General features: G+C 42.0%; 12 protein-coding genes and 2 tRNA genes. 12 read left to right on the forward strand and 2 right to left on the reverse strand.

The window, feature by feature from the left end:
• Positions 1-241 precede the first annotated feature (241 nt).
• Together EO121_RS08275 and EO121_RS08280 are read right to left on the reverse strand one after the other, a co-directional pair.
• Complete coding sequence (locus tag EO121_RS08275) at positions 242-1,177, reverse strand: 50S ribosomal protein L11 methyltransferase (protein ID WP_164725904.1); 936 nt, start codon at positions 1,175-1,177, stop codon at positions 242-244.
• Between the two features lie 486 nt (positions 1,178-1,663).
• Entirely contained in the window at positions 1,664-3,025 is a 1,362-nt protein-coding gene (locus tag EO121_RS08280) for an amino acid permease (RefSeq protein WP_127167355.1), read from the reverse strand.
• Positions 3,026-3,295: 270 nt separating this feature from the next.
• On the opposite strand from EO121_RS08280, the gene fusA reads away from it, so the two are divergent.
• From fusA to EO121_RS08335, 12 genes are all read left to right on the forward strand, one after another.
• Positions 3,296-5,365, forward strand: coding sequence for an elongation factor G (gene fusA, locus EO121_RS08285; RefSeq protein ID WP_127167357.1), 2,070 nt, complete (start codon positions 3,296-3,298; stop codon positions 5,363-5,365).
• Between the two features lie 581 nt (positions 5,366-5,946).
• A complete protein-coding gene (locus EO121_RS08290) occupies positions 5,947-6,420 on the forward strand; it encodes a YhcH/YjgK/YiaL family protein (protein WP_127167359.1) in 474 nt (157 codons plus the stop codon).
• 182 nt (positions 6,421-6,602) lie between these two features.
• Positions 6,603-7,511: a DMT family transporter gene (locus EO121_RS08295; RefSeq protein ID WP_127167361.1), complete on the forward strand. Its 909-nt coding sequence runs from the start codon at positions 6,603-6,605 to the stop codon at positions 7,509-7,511.
• 154 nt (positions 7,512-7,665) lie between these two features.
• Positions 7,666-8,547 carry a prephenate dehydrogenase/arogenate dehydrogenase family protein gene (locus EO121_RS08300; RefSeq protein WP_127167363.1) on the forward strand — a complete coding sequence of 294 codons (882 nt, stop codon included), beginning with the start codon at positions 7,666-7,668 and terminating at the stop codon, positions 8,545-8,547.
• Positions 8,548-8,859: 312 nt separating this feature from the next.
• Positions 8,860-9,270 (forward strand): hypothetical protein, encoded by a 411-nt coding sequence (locus tag EO121_RS08305; RefSeq protein ID WP_127167365.1) that lies wholly within the window; start codon positions 8,860-8,862, stop codon positions 9,268-9,270.
• Positions 9,267-10,610, forward strand: coding sequence for an MATE family efflux transporter (locus EO121_RS08310; protein WP_127167367.1), 1,344 nt, complete (start codon positions 9,267-9,269; stop codon positions 10,608-10,610). Before EO121_RS08305 ends, EO121_RS08310 begins: the two co-directional genes overlap by 4 nt.
• Positions 10,611-11,040: 430 nt before the next feature.
• A complete protein-coding gene (locus tag EO121_RS08695; protein WP_164725905.1) occupies positions 11,041-11,202 on the forward strand; it encodes a hypothetical protein in 162 nt (53 codons plus the stop codon).
• 377 nt (positions 11,203-11,579) lie between these two features.
• Positions 11,580-12,626 carry a nicotinate-nucleotide--dimethylbenzimidazole phosphoribosyltransferase gene (gene cobT / locus EO121_RS08315; protein WP_127167369.1) on the forward strand — a complete coding sequence of 349 codons (1,047 nt, stop codon included), beginning with the start codon at positions 11,580-11,582 and terminating at the stop codon, positions 12,624-12,626.
• On the forward strand, positions 12,619-13,683 hold the full coding sequence (locus EO121_RS08320; RefSeq protein WP_127167371.1) for a nicotinate-nucleotide--dimethylbenzimidazole phosphoribosyltransferase: 1,065 nt from the start codon (positions 12,619-12,621) through the stop codon (positions 13,681-13,683). The genes cobT and EO121_RS08320 overlap by 8 nt, the downstream gene beginning before the upstream one ends.
• A 235-nt stretch (positions 13,684-13,918) precedes the next feature.
• Positions 13,919-15,079 carry a Fic family protein gene (locus tag EO121_RS08325; protein ID WP_127167373.1) on the forward strand — a complete coding sequence of 387 codons (1,161 nt, stop codon included), beginning with the start codon at positions 13,919-13,921 and terminating at the stop codon, positions 15,077-15,079.
• 444 nt (positions 15,080-15,523) lie between these two features.
• Positions 15,524-15,598: transfer RNA gene (locus EO121_RS08330), tRNA-Gly, on the forward strand.
• A gap of 10 nt (positions 15,599-15,608) precedes the next feature.
• Positions 15,609-15,681: transfer RNA gene (locus EO121_RS08335), tRNA-Asn, on the forward strand.
• Positions 15,682-15,683: the final 2 nt, after the last annotated feature.

Genomic DNA, 15,683 nt, shown 5'->3' on the forward strand with positions numbered 1-15,683 from the left:
TATACTAATATAACCCTTACAATATTAGAAACGATAAAAAACGAAAAGCGCGAAAAAGCACGAAACCTAAAATCGTGTTCGAAATCGCGTTTTTTTGTGCGCAAAAATTTTAGAATCGTGCTTTTTTTGCTTAATATTTAGTTTCTATGTGTGATGTTAAGATTTTATTTAATCATACTTACGTTGTGTATTTATAGGAGGTACGGCTATAGATTTCTTTATGCAAGCATGGCACTCACCACTATTTATGACAGATGATGCAGGCCCAACCAGTTTCAGAGGTAGTGGATATATTTACAAAACCAATAGTTCTAGCTGCGGTAATGAGCTCTTGCTCTTCTCCCTCTTGAATGCCACTCATAATGAATACGCCCTTAGGTTCTAAACAACGGTAGGCATCGTCTAATAAACGTAACAAGATAGGGGTAATAATGTTAGCCACGATGAGAGAGGCTGTTTCCGTTACACCTTCTAATAAATTATTTGTTTGTACAGCTACTACGGATTCCAGTTGATTCATTACCACATGGTTACGAGCATTCGTTGTAGCGGTTTCATCTAGGTCAAAGGCTGTGACAGACTGAGCTCCAAGGGCTCCTGCGGATAAGGCGATAATGCCAGACCCTGTGCCCACGTCGAAGACCGTACTTTTAGGGGTTAAATGCTGAGACATCGCTTGGATCGCCAATCGTGTAGTAGGATGGTCGCCAGTACCAAAGGCGATGCCCGGTTCGATGCGGATCACACGTTCATCATCGCGAGGACTATACTCCGCCCAATCGGGAATAATCGTCAAATGCTCCGTCATCGAAATCGGAGGATATTGTGTTTTCCAATCATCCCAACCAGACTCATCAGCCATGGTAATGGATATATTGAGGGGGCCGAAATCCATGCTGAAAGTACTTTGTAATTGCTGAATCTCACTTTTGACGAGAGTTTCTAACTGGTCAATCTTATATAGGCCGGAATCTATATAGGCTTTCACAGTGACATCAGAGGAATCGTAGAGCTCCTCACGATCTGGTTTGATAATGCCGAATCCATCATCTGTGAGTTGATCAAATTCATAAGGATCTTCCGTATAGACTCCTTCTGCGCCTAGTGCGAGTAATGTATCTGTTATAAGTTCAGACGCTTGGTGCGTCGTGGTCAGTGTAATTTCAATCCAAGCCATTGGGTACCTCGTAAATAAAACGCAAATAAAACACAAATACAACGTAAATATAGTGTATATATAACATAACAAAAGCATAACGTAATCATAAGCAGTTATATTATCATGTATACTAATGTATCTGTAGTTCGAAGTCGTGTTCACCATTACTAATGACGACGTTAGTTATCACTAGTATACTATCACATCTGTCATACTTAGCGAAACCGCTTCTTGTAGGAAATTCCAAAATAAGTACTATCTAATACAACGGGGGTACTTTCATTTGCAAAAATAGCGATTTTTTCCATTGAAGAAAAATTCGTTTGCAAAAAGCACGAAAATTTCCATTGAAAGGTTGTCTTGTTACCAAGGTGGGAAAAGTGCTGCATTTTAAATTAAATGTGGGTATACTCAAGTCGTGCTAAAGACTTACAAATTCATACTAGTAGTGACAAAAGAAAAGGATAGCCGAGTCAATCTCAGCTATCCTTTTTGCGTTACATATTATTTTTTCTTAAGTCGGTACGCAATGTACAAGGCACCAATCCACACGGGAATGATGTAGATGGATGTGCGCATGGAATCCATAGTTAACATAACGCCTACTGCCATAGCGATGAACGCAAAGCAGAAGTAATTTGTCAATGGATATAAGATGGATTTAAATTTCAATTCATCAAGGCGACCTTCACGAGCAAAGCGTTTGCGGAATTTAAGATGTGTTACAGGAATGATGAACCAGGCAATGATGAGACCTGCTACGATGATAGCCAACAATTGCAAGAACACATCACTAGCGCTTGGGAAGATGTATGTTAAAAATACAACAATCAAGGCTAAAGCGGCACAGAACAAGGTAGCAATCAATGGCACTCCTGTAGCAGTTAAGTTCTTGAAGATTTTTGGAGCATCACCAGATAATGCCATGCTGTGCAAAATACGAGAATTACTGTAGAGCAAGCTATTGTATACGGATAAGGCAGCCACAACAACAACGAAGTTTAAAATATGCGCTGCTGCGGGAATACCGATGTTCGTAAAGATTTGAACAAATGGGCTTGCATGTGTTCCTAGTTCGTTCCATGGAGATAATGCCATGATGACAGTCATTGTGCCTACATAGAAAATCAAAATACGAGCTAACAACTCGTTAATCGCTTTTGGCAAAGTTTTCTCAGGATTTTCTGCTTCCCCAGCAGTGATACCAATGAGTTCCACTCCACCAAAGGAGAACATAACTACCGCGATAGAGGCGATGAAACCATACGCACCATTCGGGAATAATCCACCGTGAACCCAAAGATTAGAGAAGTTTTGCGGGAATGTACCCATATCTCCGAAGAAGATGAGGAAGATACCAAAGCCAATCATAGCAATGATAGCCACCACTTTAATAAGTGATGCAAAGAACTCTACTTCCCCGTAGGCTCGTACATTGATGAGATTAATCGCCGTCACTAATGTAATACAAGCTAGTGTAGTCATCCAATGGGGAATGCCTGGTAACCAGAAATCTAGGTATACTGAAATGGCAGCTAGTTCTGCCATACTAGCAAGCATGTACACGATCCAATAGTTCCAGCCAGATAAATAGCCTGCAAAGGAAGACCAATATTTACTAGCAAAATAGGTAAAGGAGCCAGACACAGGTTCACGAACTGACATTTCTCCTAACATACGCATTAAAAAGAAAATAAAGATACCAGTTAATAAATAGGAGAAAATAACACCTGGTCCTACCAGTTGAATTGTGGGAGCGGATCCATAGAAGAGGCCTGTCCCCACAGAGGCTCCTAATGCGATCATTTGCATGTGGCGACTTTTCAGCCCACGATGCAATGACGTCTTTGATTCATTGTCTTTCATACTATATAACTCCCTTCCCATGTATACTCTGAAATGACATATATCTATTAGAATACCATAAACTATAGAATTTACCTAGTAAAATTTTAGTTTAGTAGAGAAGTAACGGACATATATACAATGATGAATGATACTAGTTTTTCTCATGCATGGGTCTATATTATGCGTAATTTGCATATATAAAATCCAGTATATTCAAAGGAGTTTATAAAAGTATGTAGAATTACTTAAACAATAGACTGTTTTCGGCTGTAAAGGAGGACGATGTTCATGAAAGAATATACTAGTGATTTGATCAGAAACGTGGCGGTGGTCTCCCATGACGGGGCGGGTAAAACAGCATTAGTAGAGGCATTATTATTGTCTTGTGGTGCTGTAGACTTTGTTGGCAGAGGTCAAGATAATAAACATATTATGGACTTTGAGCCAGAAGAAATCAAACGGAATGTTACTATCCAATTAGGCATGGCGCCTTGTGAATGGAAGGGTCATAAAATTAACTTCATCGATACTCCAGGTTATTCTGAGTTTCATGGGGAAGTGCGGTCTGCTTTACGCGCAGCAGACGGTATGCTTATGGTATTATCTGCTGGTACAGGCGTAGAAATTGATACCATTCGCGCTTGGGAGTATGGCGTAGAATTGCAAATGCCTCGTATGGCTTTCATCAATAAAATGGACGTTGAAAAAGCAGACTTCTTTGGTACCTTGGAAAAGATGCGGGAATTATTCGGTAAAGCTATCATGCCATTGCAAATTCCAATCGGTGAAGGGCCTACTTTCAAAGGTGTCGTAGACGTAGCAAAACGGACTGCCTATGTGTATGAAAATGGTAAGATGACCGAAGTAGAAGTGCCTGCAGAACTATCTGATGAGGTAGAAGAAATCCGTGAAATGACTGTGGAAGCGGCTGCAGAAGGTAATGATACATTATTAGAAAAATATTTAGATGGGCAAGAATTGACCTTAGAAGAAATTCGTCAAGGTTTGCGTGAAGGCATGTTGACGGGCCGTGTATGTCCTGTTATGTGTGGTACTGCCTTGAGCCGTATCGGTATGGACCAAGTTTTAGACCGTATGATTCGTTATATGCCAGATGCAACGAAAAAAGTGATGACTGCTATCGGTGTGGACTCTCAAGAGGAACATATCGTGGTGGCAGATAAACCATTTACTGGCTTCGTATTTAAAACAATTCTTGACCCATTTGCGGGAAAACAAAGTTTTATCCGCGTGTTCTCTGGAGAATTGAAAGTAGGAGATAAACTCTATAATGTGACCCGTGATGTAGAAGAAAAATGGGGCAAAATGGTGACCTTAATTGGTAAACAACAAGTGCCAGTGGAAGTAGCGAAAGCCGGCGATATCGTGGTCATCCCTAAATTAGCAGAAACGAAAACAGGAGATACCTTTGGTACTGCTGAATTTAAAGTACAATACGCACCAATCCGGTTCCCACAACCTTTATATCGCATAGCTATGGTACCTGAGAAAAAAGGGGAAGAGGAAAAATTAGCGAACGCTCTGGGACGTATTTCTGAAGAAGATCCAACTTGTGAAGTGGTGAAAGATGTAGAAGGCCGTCAAATGCAAGTGCGTTGTATGGGCGATGTCCATTTAGAACATATTTTACAAAAAATGGAACGCAAATATGGAGTACGTGCGAAATTGGAAACTCCGTATATTCCATATCGTGAAACCATTCGAGGTACAGTGGAAGTAGAAGGTAAACATAAAAAGCAAAGTGGTGGTCATGGTCAATATGGTCATGTGAAGCTTGGTATTGCACCATTGTATGAAGGTGAGTTCGAGTTTATCGACAAAATCTTTGGTGGTGCTGTGCCACGTCAATACATTCCAGCTGTAGAAAAAGGCGTTCGTGAAACACTGGAAAAAGGACTGTTGGCTGGCTATCCAATGATCGGCATCCAAGTGATATTGTTAGATGGTTCCTATCATACAGTGGACTCCTCGGAGTTGGCTTTCAAAATGGCGGCGGCCCAAGCCTTGAAAAAAGGTGTGCCTGATGCGAAACCAATTTTGTTAGAACCAGTTTACAATGTGAATGTCATCGGACCAGAAGAATTTATGGGCGATATCATGGGTGATTTGAATAGCCGTCGCGGTCGCGTACTCGGCATGGACCAAGGAGCACGAGAAGGTATCACAGTGGTGAAAGCCCAAGTTCCATTGGTGGAAATGCTAGATTATGTAACCGTATTGCGCTCCATGACACAAGGACAAGGCGTATTTAATATGGAGTTCAATGGATACGAAGAAGTACCACATAAACAAGCAGAAACAATTATTGCGGGATTTGCGGGGCACGAAGAGTCGTAACTTGTTATGCTATGTAGCCTATGGCGTTCTTAACTGAATAGAGCAAAGGGAAGCCCATGGCATACTCCTTCTCAAACGGTATTTCATAATGTTTGTTCAGGAGCACGCCATGGGCTTCTCGGGTTTGTGTGATTTAGGTAGTGAGGGAACGCCACAAGGCTGCTACGCATAATGGCGTTCCTCAGGGGATATTGATTCAATTTTCTATGTTAATCGTAGAAGTTATTCGTTGCTTTTATAGCTAATGAAAACGCCTAACGAATAGAGGTTTAACGGACCTCACACGTTAGGCACATTTCAACTTCGTTTATTTCTTGAGATGAGCCTAACGCTAGCTGCACGTTGATGGCTCTTCTTTTGTTGCTTTTAGTATAGCATAGTTTGTGAGAGAATAAAAGTAGAGTTTCTTGTATTACATAATTTAGGGAATAATGGAATGACCTAGGGTGGCTTTGTATTACTAGGGTTCTTAGAATTTCTGTTTGACCTTATATGGTGTTGCTAGTATAGTAGATAGAGATAGATACGATTCATAGGGCGCTGTGGGGTGCCTTTTATATACGGAGATAAAGGAGTAAGTTATGATATATCAAAATATTGCTATAGATTATACACAGTTTCGGTATCCGAAAACGGTAGAGCGAGCTCTTGAGTTTTTGAAAGCGCATGATTTCACGACGTTTGCAGGTGGTCGCTACCCGATTGAGGGTGAGTTGATGTATGCTAATGTGGATATTGTGAACACACGGGTTTATGAGGAAACGAAGATTGAAGGGCATAAGGATTACATGGATGTGCAATTTCTAGTGATTGGGGAAGAGCAAATGGAAATTCTCATTCGTCAAACTTTTCCGGATGTGGTTGAGGCTTATGATGACAAAGATTGTTACTTTTACGATCCTACGCAAGGTGGTACGGTAAAGATTGATGTACGCCCAGGAGATTATTGTATTTTTTATCCCGGTGAGTTGCACCGGACTTTGATTGCGCCTCATGAGGTGCAGGAAATTCGCAAGGTCGTGGTAAAGATTCATAAAAGTCTATTATCCGAGTAAGATTATACGTTGACTGCACATTATGATGCTATATAATCTTGCACAGACACAGACACAGACACAGACACAGACACAGACACAGACACAGACACAGACACAGACACAGAACTCTCTCAAAAACTCATCAACTACAAAAATAAAATTAGAGGAAAGTGGAATGCGGGGGGGTGGGGGGTAGGACTATGAACGCATATGTAATGAAAGGTATGTTACTAATTGCATTAGGCGCCGTTCTATGGGGATTTTCTGGAATGTGCTCACAATTTGTGCAACAACAGCGGATGATGTCGGCAGAATGGGTAGTAGCTATGCGCCTTGTCATTGCTGGCGTAATTACGGTAGTAGCGGCCTTTTACCAAGGAAGAGACTCTATTTTTAAGGTCTTTTCTGACTGGAAAGATACATTGCGGTTGGTTATATTTGGGGTCCTTGGCATGTGGATGTGCCAATACACCTATTTTAAAGCGATTGCCTATGCAGGGGCAGGGATTGCGACGGTCTTGCAATATGTAGGTCCTGCATTGATTATTTTATACATCTCTATTACACGGTTAACGTTGCCAAGGGTGGCAGAAGTAGTCAGTGTAGTACTAGCTACGGTGGGGACGGCGATTATTGCTTTGCAAGGTGTGTGGGATATATCAGCGTTAGATAATACACTTCTGACCTGGGGGATGCTATCTGCTGTAGCAGTTGGTATTTATACGCTGCAACCAGTGCCACTATTGAAAAAGTATGGTACGGCACCTATCGTGGGCTTTGGCATGCTTATTGGAGGGGCCTTTGCGTGGATAGCTACACAACCGAGTTCCGAAGGAATTGTATGGGATTGGTGGACCTATGGTGGGTTTTGGAGCATCATCATTTTTGGCACAGTGGTCTCCTTTAATGCATACCTAGAAGGGGTGCGACGAGTAGGTGCCGTGACGGGGTCCATACTTTCATCCATAGAACCTATTTCGGCAGCGGTACTGGCATGGTTGTTGTTGGGCAATGAGTTTACACAGTGGGATATCATCGGCATGACCCTTATCATTGTTACAATATTTATCTTGGCATGGGATAAAGGTCGTGCTACAAATAAAAGTTGACCGAATCTTTAATTCGTGGTAGAACTAATAAATACAGAATGAAGGGTACAGATGCTTGTAAAAGTAGCTGTACCTTATTAGTAAGTGGGGGGCATCTTAAAGCCTGTATAGGGTAGATAGATACGTTTCTCGAGGTTACGTGTAGGAGGAATAGATGGCACGAACGGTTGGTATTATTGGATTAGGATTGCTAGGGGCTTCTTTAGCAAAAGCATTACGAGCCTATACGACATATGATGTCATCGGTTACGCACGGCGTCAGGAAATTTGTAATCTCGCCTTGGCCGATGGTTGTGTATCACAGGCTTTCACAGCGGTGGAACCTGTTATCATGGGTGCGGATATAGTGGTCTTTGCCTTACCGCCACAAACGAATAGCGAGCTCTTTGTGAAAGTAGCCTCATTGCTCCGACCAGGGCAAGTGGTGACCGATGTGTCCAGTGCGAAAGATGAATTTGCTCATGCTGTGTATGCGCATATTCCTGAAGGCGTTCACTTTGTATCTGTACATCCTATGGCAGGTTCTGAAAAAGGTGGCTATGAAGAAGCTCATAAAGACCTCTTTCAGAAAATGGGCTGGATTGTTTTAGAAGACGAGGAACAACCAGCCTACGATGCCACAGTGGCACAGGAACTAGCCGATATGGGGCGTGCCGTGGGGTCTCGCATCGAGTACGTGGACATGAAACGCCACGATGGATGCTTGGCTATGGTGAGCCATATGCCGCATATGTTGGCATCCGTCATGATTACCGCCGTAGGTAATGATGAACTGGGAGATAAGCGCATGAGCTTGTCGGCGGGAGGTCTACGAGATAGCACCCGTACCGCCAGTGGTCTGCCGAGTATGTGGCAAGAAATTATCTACGGAAATCGTAGGAATGTGTTGAAAGCCATTGAACAAGTAGAACAAGAATTAGCGACTGTAAAACAGTTGCTCCATGCAGATGACAATGGAGATAGTTTAGGGCAGTACTTAGAGCGAGCGAAACAGATACGAGATCGTTTGCCGAGTCTGACGATCGATAAGAACTAATATATTTGAAAGTGGAACCTCGCTCTTTATCCATGCCTACCCATAGATAAGAACTAATGTGTTTGAAAGTACAACCCTGGTACCTATCCATATCTTTGCCTAGTAGTGAAATAGGGTGAACGATGCATGCATTACAATGTAATACAAGGGAAGGCTTTCAACATAGGCTATACGTATAGCCTGTGATATAATAGCAATAGATGTTTGAAAGAAACGTGGCATATGCATGGGAGAACTTTCAGCATGGTCTTATAAATGTGGAATAGTAAGAGATAGATATAAAAGACAAGCATAGAAAGGAGCGATAGTAAGATGGACACAGCACAAAGTATAGTGGATCAAGTGCTAGAAGAAGTACAAAACACACCAGGTGTAGGGGTAGATAATCCCTCGGAAGTGGCGAATCAAGCGTTGCAAGACACATTGGGAGCGAGTGTCGTCCCTGAGGAGTATTGGCCTGAGATTATATCTTGGGTATCCGAAACGGGTCTAGATACAGTCTATTTAGACAGTCGTGACCGTATAGGTGCATGGTGGGTGTCTAAAGAAGTGCGCTCCATGGGATATACCTTGAATTTTACGAAATGCAGTCAGGTACCTAGTGAATGGTTCCCCGAGGGAGAACATTGGAAAGAAGCTGAAGTGGAAGCGCGCTATCGCTTGGTAGCAAGCTGGGAATCTTTAGTGGAGAATGGTGCTTTAGAGAAAGTTGAATTAGAATGAAAGTAACAAAGAGCGTATCTTTATCTGTGGGGGCGCTTAGTGTCCCTATCTTTATAGAATTATTTTTACAAATGTTATTGGGCAATGTGGACCAATTTATGCTCAGCCAGTATGCAGAAACGGCGGTGGCGGCCGTAGCCAATGCGAACCAGATTATTAACGTCATCTTGTTTTTGCTTATTGTGATGAGTACGGCGACTACCATTTTGATTGCTCAATATTTGGGAGCCAAGCGCCCTGATAAAATCGATGAAGTATACACCATTAGCGTTGTCTTTCATACGCTGTTCAGCACCATCGCAGGGGCTGTGGTTATTATCTTTCATCAAACGCTCTGTGAATGGCTTGGCGTACCGCCGGAGATTATGGAAGAAACCACACTCTATTTGAATATTGTGGCGGCTAGTATTCCTATTACAGGTATCTACACAACCTATGTAGCTATGTTTAGGGGGCACTCCATGCCTCGTATTGCCATGTGGATTGCCCTCGTCATGAACGTGGTTCATATTATCTTGAACTACGCCCTCATCTACGGCTGGGGACCAATTCCAAGCCTGGGGGTATTAGGGGTATCCTTGTCGACAGTCATTAGCAAGGCATTGGGTTTAGGGCTTATTATCTGGTGCCATCAATCTTTGTTGACAGCCCGTATGAAAGTAGACTATCTTCGCCCATTCCGTTGGGAAACGCTACGACAATTGCTGTTTATTTCCGTACCATCTGGAGGGGAAACCTTGTCATACCAACTGTCACAGACAGTTATCATGAAAATGGTGAACCTCATGGGGCTCGTGGTGATTACAACGAAAGTGTATGTATATATCATCGCTACTTTCTGCTATATGTATACAATTGCTTTGGCCAATGCAGCGCAAATCGTGGTAGGATTCCTTATGGGGGCTAAACGAGAAGAAGAAGTGTCCCGCCGTGTGTGGCTCACAACGGCAGCAGGCGTTTCCATCGGTGTTGGATTGAGTACCTTCTTTTATTTTGCCTGTGAACCAGTGATGCGCCTTGTGACGGATAATCAGGAGATTATAGATCTGGCGAAAGCGGTCTTGTTTATTGAAATCTTCTTGGAAATTGGACGTGGTGCCAATATCGTGTTGGTGCAATGTTTGCAAGCAGCAGGAGATATTCGAATCCCTATGTTTGTTGGCGTCTTTGGCATGTGGGCGTTTGCGGTAACCTTGTCCTACTACTTCGGCATCGTCCTTGGTTGGGGACTTGTAGGTGTGTGGATTGCTATGGCTATCGATGAGATTATACGAGCGATGATATTTGTGTGGCGGTGGCAGTCAAACAAATGGAGAGGTCGTTCGCTCATATCGGTTTAAATTCCTGTGGTTGTTAAAGCCAGCATATGTCGCATAAAAACTGCCCTGCGCGAAAGTTTTTATTGCAACATATGCTGGCTTTTCTGTGGAGAATTTAAACGGATCTGAGCGGGGTGGCGACCTAGGGGGAAGAGTGTGGTTTGAGATCCCCGTGTAGGCCCCGAAAACTGCCTTACGCGAAAGTTTTTGACGAAACACATGGGGGCTCCTTTGCGTTTATGGAGGAGGAGGAATTTAAACCGCTCCGACCGGTGGGCGACCTAGGGGAGAGAAGAGCGTTATGTGAGTCACTAAAGGAGATGGGTGTTGTATAAAAGTATGATATACTGTAGGTATGAATAAGAATTGCGTCTGAGGGTTCTCTGTTAGGGGTATTTCAGAGATAAGTGAATAATGCCCAACGTAAAGTTGACAGCATGGAGGTATTTTTATGTTTAAAGATATCAACTATTGTGAGATAGTTAATAAAATGTTAAATGATTCAGAAGAGGATTTGATGATAGATGAAGAACGCATTCTTGAGGCGAGGTATGCATTACACGAAGAACCGATATACGATCATGAAGAAGTGTGGAAGGAGCTAGGTGTTTAGTCGTTTAGTGTTTTTTAGCATGCGATAAAAAACTGAAATGGATAGCCCCATCCATAGCAAGGATGATAAAACATTGGATAACTTCATAGACGTGAAGTATACAAAAACAAGTAACTCTCTCTCCGCTTATTTTTCCCTGGTCTGTTTCAATTTTTATAGTTTCATTTTTGCTACTGTATAGGAAGCCCACATGTATGTTGTCAAAACTTTCGCGTAGGGCAGTTTTTACAACATACATGTGGGCGACTCCACTCCAACAACAAAATGAATATAAAAATTGAAACTGATCAAAAAATACTTTATAATGGAATCAACTTGGCATAGTCTAGGGCTATGCTTTTTTGTATTCTTATGATGGGTTTCACATAGGAGGACGTATGAGTTTATATGAAAGTACGTTGGCACGAATTGTGCCACGGAATAAAGAGATTGAACGAGCAATTGGGGAACAGTGGACTAAGGGGACTCCGTACGGTTCGTATGGTAAGTTAGCGACGATGGTAGAGCATTATGCGGCGGCGACGAATCAAGTTAATCCATCGGCTCCTAAGCCTTGTATGATCATCGCCTCTGGTGACCACGGTGTAGCAAAAATCGGTGTCAGCGCCTACCCACAAGAGGTAACGGTGCACATGACTATGAACTACTTGATTCCAAAAGGGGCGGCAGCCAATGCGTTGGCGAACTATTGTGGCGCTCAAATTGAGGTCATCGACGTAGGGGTAGCGGCAGATATGTCCGCTGTGCCAGGCTTACACCATCGCAAGGTGATGCCAAATGGTACGAACAACATGCTAGAAGAACCAGCTATGCCTATGGACAAAGCTATTGAAGCCGTTGAGGTGGGCATTGCTTTCGTAGAAGAGAAGGTGAAAGAAGGCTTTAATACGTTCCTAGTGGGCGAAATGGGAATCGGTAATACTACGTCTAGTGCGATTATTACAGCAAAATTCTCTGGACTTTCAGCGGAACAAGCAACGGGACGGGGCACGAATATTTCAGACGAACGATTGAAAGTGAAACAAAAGGTCGTTTACGATGCGCTCGTGAAATATGCGGATATTCCACCTACAGACGGATTGGGCATTTTGTCTGCCGTAGGGGGCTTGGAGTTTGCTTGCCTAGTAGGTGTTATCCTAGGGGCGGCGGCGAATCATGCGTTGGTGGTGATTGATGGATTCAATACGACCGCCTGTGCTTTGATTGCGCATGCTATGAACCCGCACACCATGGATTACGTGATGGCATCTCATTTGTCCGCTGAAAAAGCTCACAAAGATGCATTGAAAACATTGGGCCTCGAAGCCTACGTAGATCTTGGATTCTGCTTGGGTGAGGCTACTGGGGGATCTATGCAAATGCAAATGTTGAACTTAGCTGTGGACATGTTCCACGAAGTTGCAGGAGGTGGGCACCATGCGTAATTTTGTCATCGAACCATTGCACAAACCGTCCATGGAGGAATGCCGTTTGCGCATCGACAACCTAACAAAACCATTGTATTCCTTGGCACGATTGGAAGGGATTACAGAACGTATGGCAGGGATTTTGAAAGAGGAAAAACCTAACCATCTTCGTCATGCTGTTGTTATCGTAGGAGCTGATATCGCTGTAGATGGACCACAAAACCAAACACATGGCGTGGAAAGCTTGAAAGCTATGGAACGGTTAGCATCTGGACATTCTGCGACCCATGGAGCTGCTAAGAAAATGGGAGCTCCTGTATTCTTGGTGGATGCAGGCTTAGAATTAGATACAAGTCACATCGAAGGCGTACGCCAGCATAAATTAGCCAAAGGGTCTAAATTTTTCCGCATGCATGCGGCATTGACACCTGACATCGTAGAACAAGGCTTAGAAGTAGGCTTTGCCTTGGCGGATGAATTGAGTGACAAGGGGTACCAAACGATAGCTATCGGTACTGTGGGTGAAAGAAGCTTACTTTCAGCATTGGCGGTGACAGCAGGCATCACAGGATATCCGATGGCAGAGTTGTTGACAGAAAATAATTGCACATTGAGCATTCAAGAAAAAGCAAAACAATTGACGGCAAGTTTGGCAGAACACGATTTGCCGAGCCAAGACGGCATGAATGTGTTGGCTACCGTAGGATCTCCAGACGTGGTGGTCTTAACAGGACTTATCCTAGGGGCGGCAAGCCATCGCATGGCAGTGGTCTTCGACACAGCGGAAACAGGAGCGGCTGTACTAGCTGCAAAATGCATCAACGAAGCGGTTATGGATTACGTGTTCCCCTCTGTCCATATGGGAGAACCAGTACAAAAAGCACAAATGAAATATTTAGGCATTCAGCCACATCTATTCTATGGCTTTGAAATGGATGAAGCCTTAGGATCTACTATGGGGTTATCTGTCCTTGATGCGGGTATGCATATGCTGAACGATATGAAAACATTTGGCGAAGCTAGTGTAAACGTAGCCGTCGATGGACCAGGATCTGAACGCCAAGACGGACGGTAAAAGCTAGAGCTATGTGATATACGGTATGGTCGCGTAAATAGATAGAGGAGGTTCGAGGTTGTAACTAAGATGTACAAGTTATGTTTTAGTTACAACCTATTTTAATGTCAGGTTGTAACTGTTCTTGTGTTAAATTCATGCTAGGTGTAATATAAATGGTATAAGAGTACGAGATAATTCAATAATATAGTATAGATTTTTTACCATCATAAATGCATAGTAAGGGGGGAGCTTAATGGATGAAAAAACAAATCGGATTGAAGACTTTCAAGCAGGCTATTTCCAAAAAATGAAAGATTTTAAAGCATTTATTCCATCACGCATTAACAAAGAATGGATTTGGAATAATCCAAAAATTAATGTGCTGTTAGAAAGAGCGAATCAAGAGTTAGGGAAGTTGGAAATGTATTCGCAGCGGATTCCCAATATTGATTTATATATTCAAATGCATATATCAATAGAGGCGAATAAATCAAGTAAAATTGAAGGTACTAAAACCACAATTGAAGAAGATTTAATTGATATTGAAGACTTAGTGCCTGAAAAACGTGATGATCAACAAGAGGTCAAAAATTATATTGAGGCCATGAATCATGGTATTAATAGAATTAAAGATGACCAATTTCCAATCTCTACAAGGCTAATTAAAGAAATTCATGAAAAACTATTATCTGGTGTGCGTGGAGAACGTAAATTCCCTGGTACGTATAGAACGAGTCAAAATTGGATTGGTGGAAGTAAGCCTTCAGATGCTAAGTTTGTTCCACCACCGGCAGATGAGCTGAATATGTTGTTATCAGATTTGGAAAACTTTTTACATAATGAAGAAATATATGTACCACATTTAATTAAAATTGCAATTCTACATTATCAGTTTGAAACAATTCATCCTTTTTTAGATGGCAATGGGCGAGTCGGTAGATTAATAATCCCATTATATTTATTGAGTAACTCTTTGCTTTCGAATTCGTGTTTTTATATTTCTAATTATTTAGAAAAGAATCGAGTTCAATATTATGAAGCTTTAGATAGAGTTCGATATTTTAACGATTTATCTGGTTGGTTAATATTCTTTTTAGAAGCTGTGATTGAAACGGCACAGGTTGGACGTGAAACATTTGAAAAGGTATTGGCAATAGTGGATAAACATAATGATCAATTAACTAGCTTAAGGGGTAATAAAGAAAATTTAAAAGCTTTATTTAAAGCTTTTTATGCTACTCCAATTCTGACAATCACTAAAGTAGCAGAGTTAATTGATGTTGCATATAATACCGCCCGTAACTTAATAACTACATTGCTTGCAGCAGGTATTGTAGAAGAGTATCCGGTGAAAGGCAGTAGTCATAATCATTATGTTATGTCAGAGTATTTATTAATATTTACATCAAAGTAAATTTACGCACAGTGTAACTCAAAAAAACTCTATTTTTTGAGATATCCACAAGACTCAACGCAAAAAATCACGAAAATTTGAGATATCCACAGGTCTCAACGCAAAAAAATGCGAAAATTTGAGATGTCCACACCCTATCACATGTTTGTAAGAAATAATAGCAAAGGTTGTAGCGAAATATACGGGCTATATATTGCTACAACTTTTTGTATTTCTATACTATGGTTTGGGGGGACAGTAATAGCTATATATAAAGGTATATTTTTGTGCTTGTAATAGTAGGATATTTCTATCGTAGATAGGTGTTCCGTCTTATTGTTATAGGGAAATGTCTAGGTTTGTTTTTAGTTAAAAATATTTTTAAAAATCTGTTGACAACTATCTAAATTTTTTGGTATTATAAGTGAGCAGTCGCAAGAAACAAAAAGTAAGGATTGCATACATGCGGAAATAGCTCAGCGGTAGAGCACCGCCTTGCCAAGGCGGGGGTCGCGAGTTCGAATCTCGTTTTCCGCTCCAGTTTGTTCATTCCTCGATAGCTCAGCAGGTAGAGCAATCGGCTGTTAACCGATCGGTCGTAGGTTCGAGTCCTACTCGAGGAGCC

This window comes from Veillonella sp. CHU732, assembly GCF_003992085.1.
Classification (GTDB): Bacteria; Bacillota; Negativicutes; order Veillonellales; family Veillonellaceae; genus F0422.

What these genes read in the sequence shown, in the direction of transcription:
- EO121_RS08275 (WP_164725904.1), bottom strand. Translation starts at nt 1,177, where the DNA reads ATGGCTTGGATTGAAATTACACTGACCACGACGCACCAAGCGTCTGAA.
- EO121_RS08280 (WP_127167355.1), bottom strand. Translation starts at nt 3,025, where the DNA reads ATGAAAGACAATGAATCAAAGACGTCATTGCATCGTGGGCTGAAAAGT.
- fusA (WP_127167357.1), top strand. Translation starts at nt 3,296, where the DNA reads ATGAAAGAATATACTAGTGATTTGATCAGAAACGTGGCGGTGGTCTCC.
- EO121_RS08290 (WP_127167359.1), top strand. Translation starts at nt 5,947, where the DNA reads ATGATATATCAAAATATTGCTATAGATTATACACAGTTTCGGTATCCG.
- EO121_RS08295 (WP_127167361.1), top strand. Translation starts at nt 6,603, where the DNA reads ATGAACGCATATGTAATGAAAGGTATGTTACTAATTGCATTAGGCGCC.
- EO121_RS08300 (WP_127167363.1), top strand. Translation starts at nt 7,666, where the DNA reads ATGGCACGAACGGTTGGTATTATTGGATTAGGATTGCTAGGGGCTTCT.
- EO121_RS08305 (WP_127167365.1), top strand. Translation starts at nt 8,860, where the DNA reads ATGGACACAGCACAAAGTATAGTGGATCAAGTGCTAGAAGAAGTACAA.
- EO121_RS08310 (WP_127167367.1), top strand. Translation starts at nt 9,267, where the DNA reads ATGAAAGTAACAAAGAGCGTATCTTTATCTGTGGGGGCGCTTAGTGTC.
- EO121_RS08695 (WP_164725905.1), top strand. Translation starts at nt 11,041, where the DNA reads ATGTTTAAAGATATCAACTATTGTGAGATAGTTAATAAAATGTTAAAT.
- cobT (WP_127167369.1), top strand. Translation starts at nt 11,580, where the DNA reads ATGAGTTTATATGAAAGTACGTTGGCACGAATTGTGCCACGGAATAAA.
- EO121_RS08320 (WP_127167371.1), top strand. Translation starts at nt 12,619, where the DNA reads ATGCGTAATTTTGTCATCGAACCATTGCACAAACCGTCCATGGAGGAA.
- EO121_RS08325 (WP_127167373.1), top strand. Translation starts at nt 13,919, where the DNA reads ATGGATGAAAAAACAAATCGGATTGAAGACTTTCAAGCAGGCTATTTC.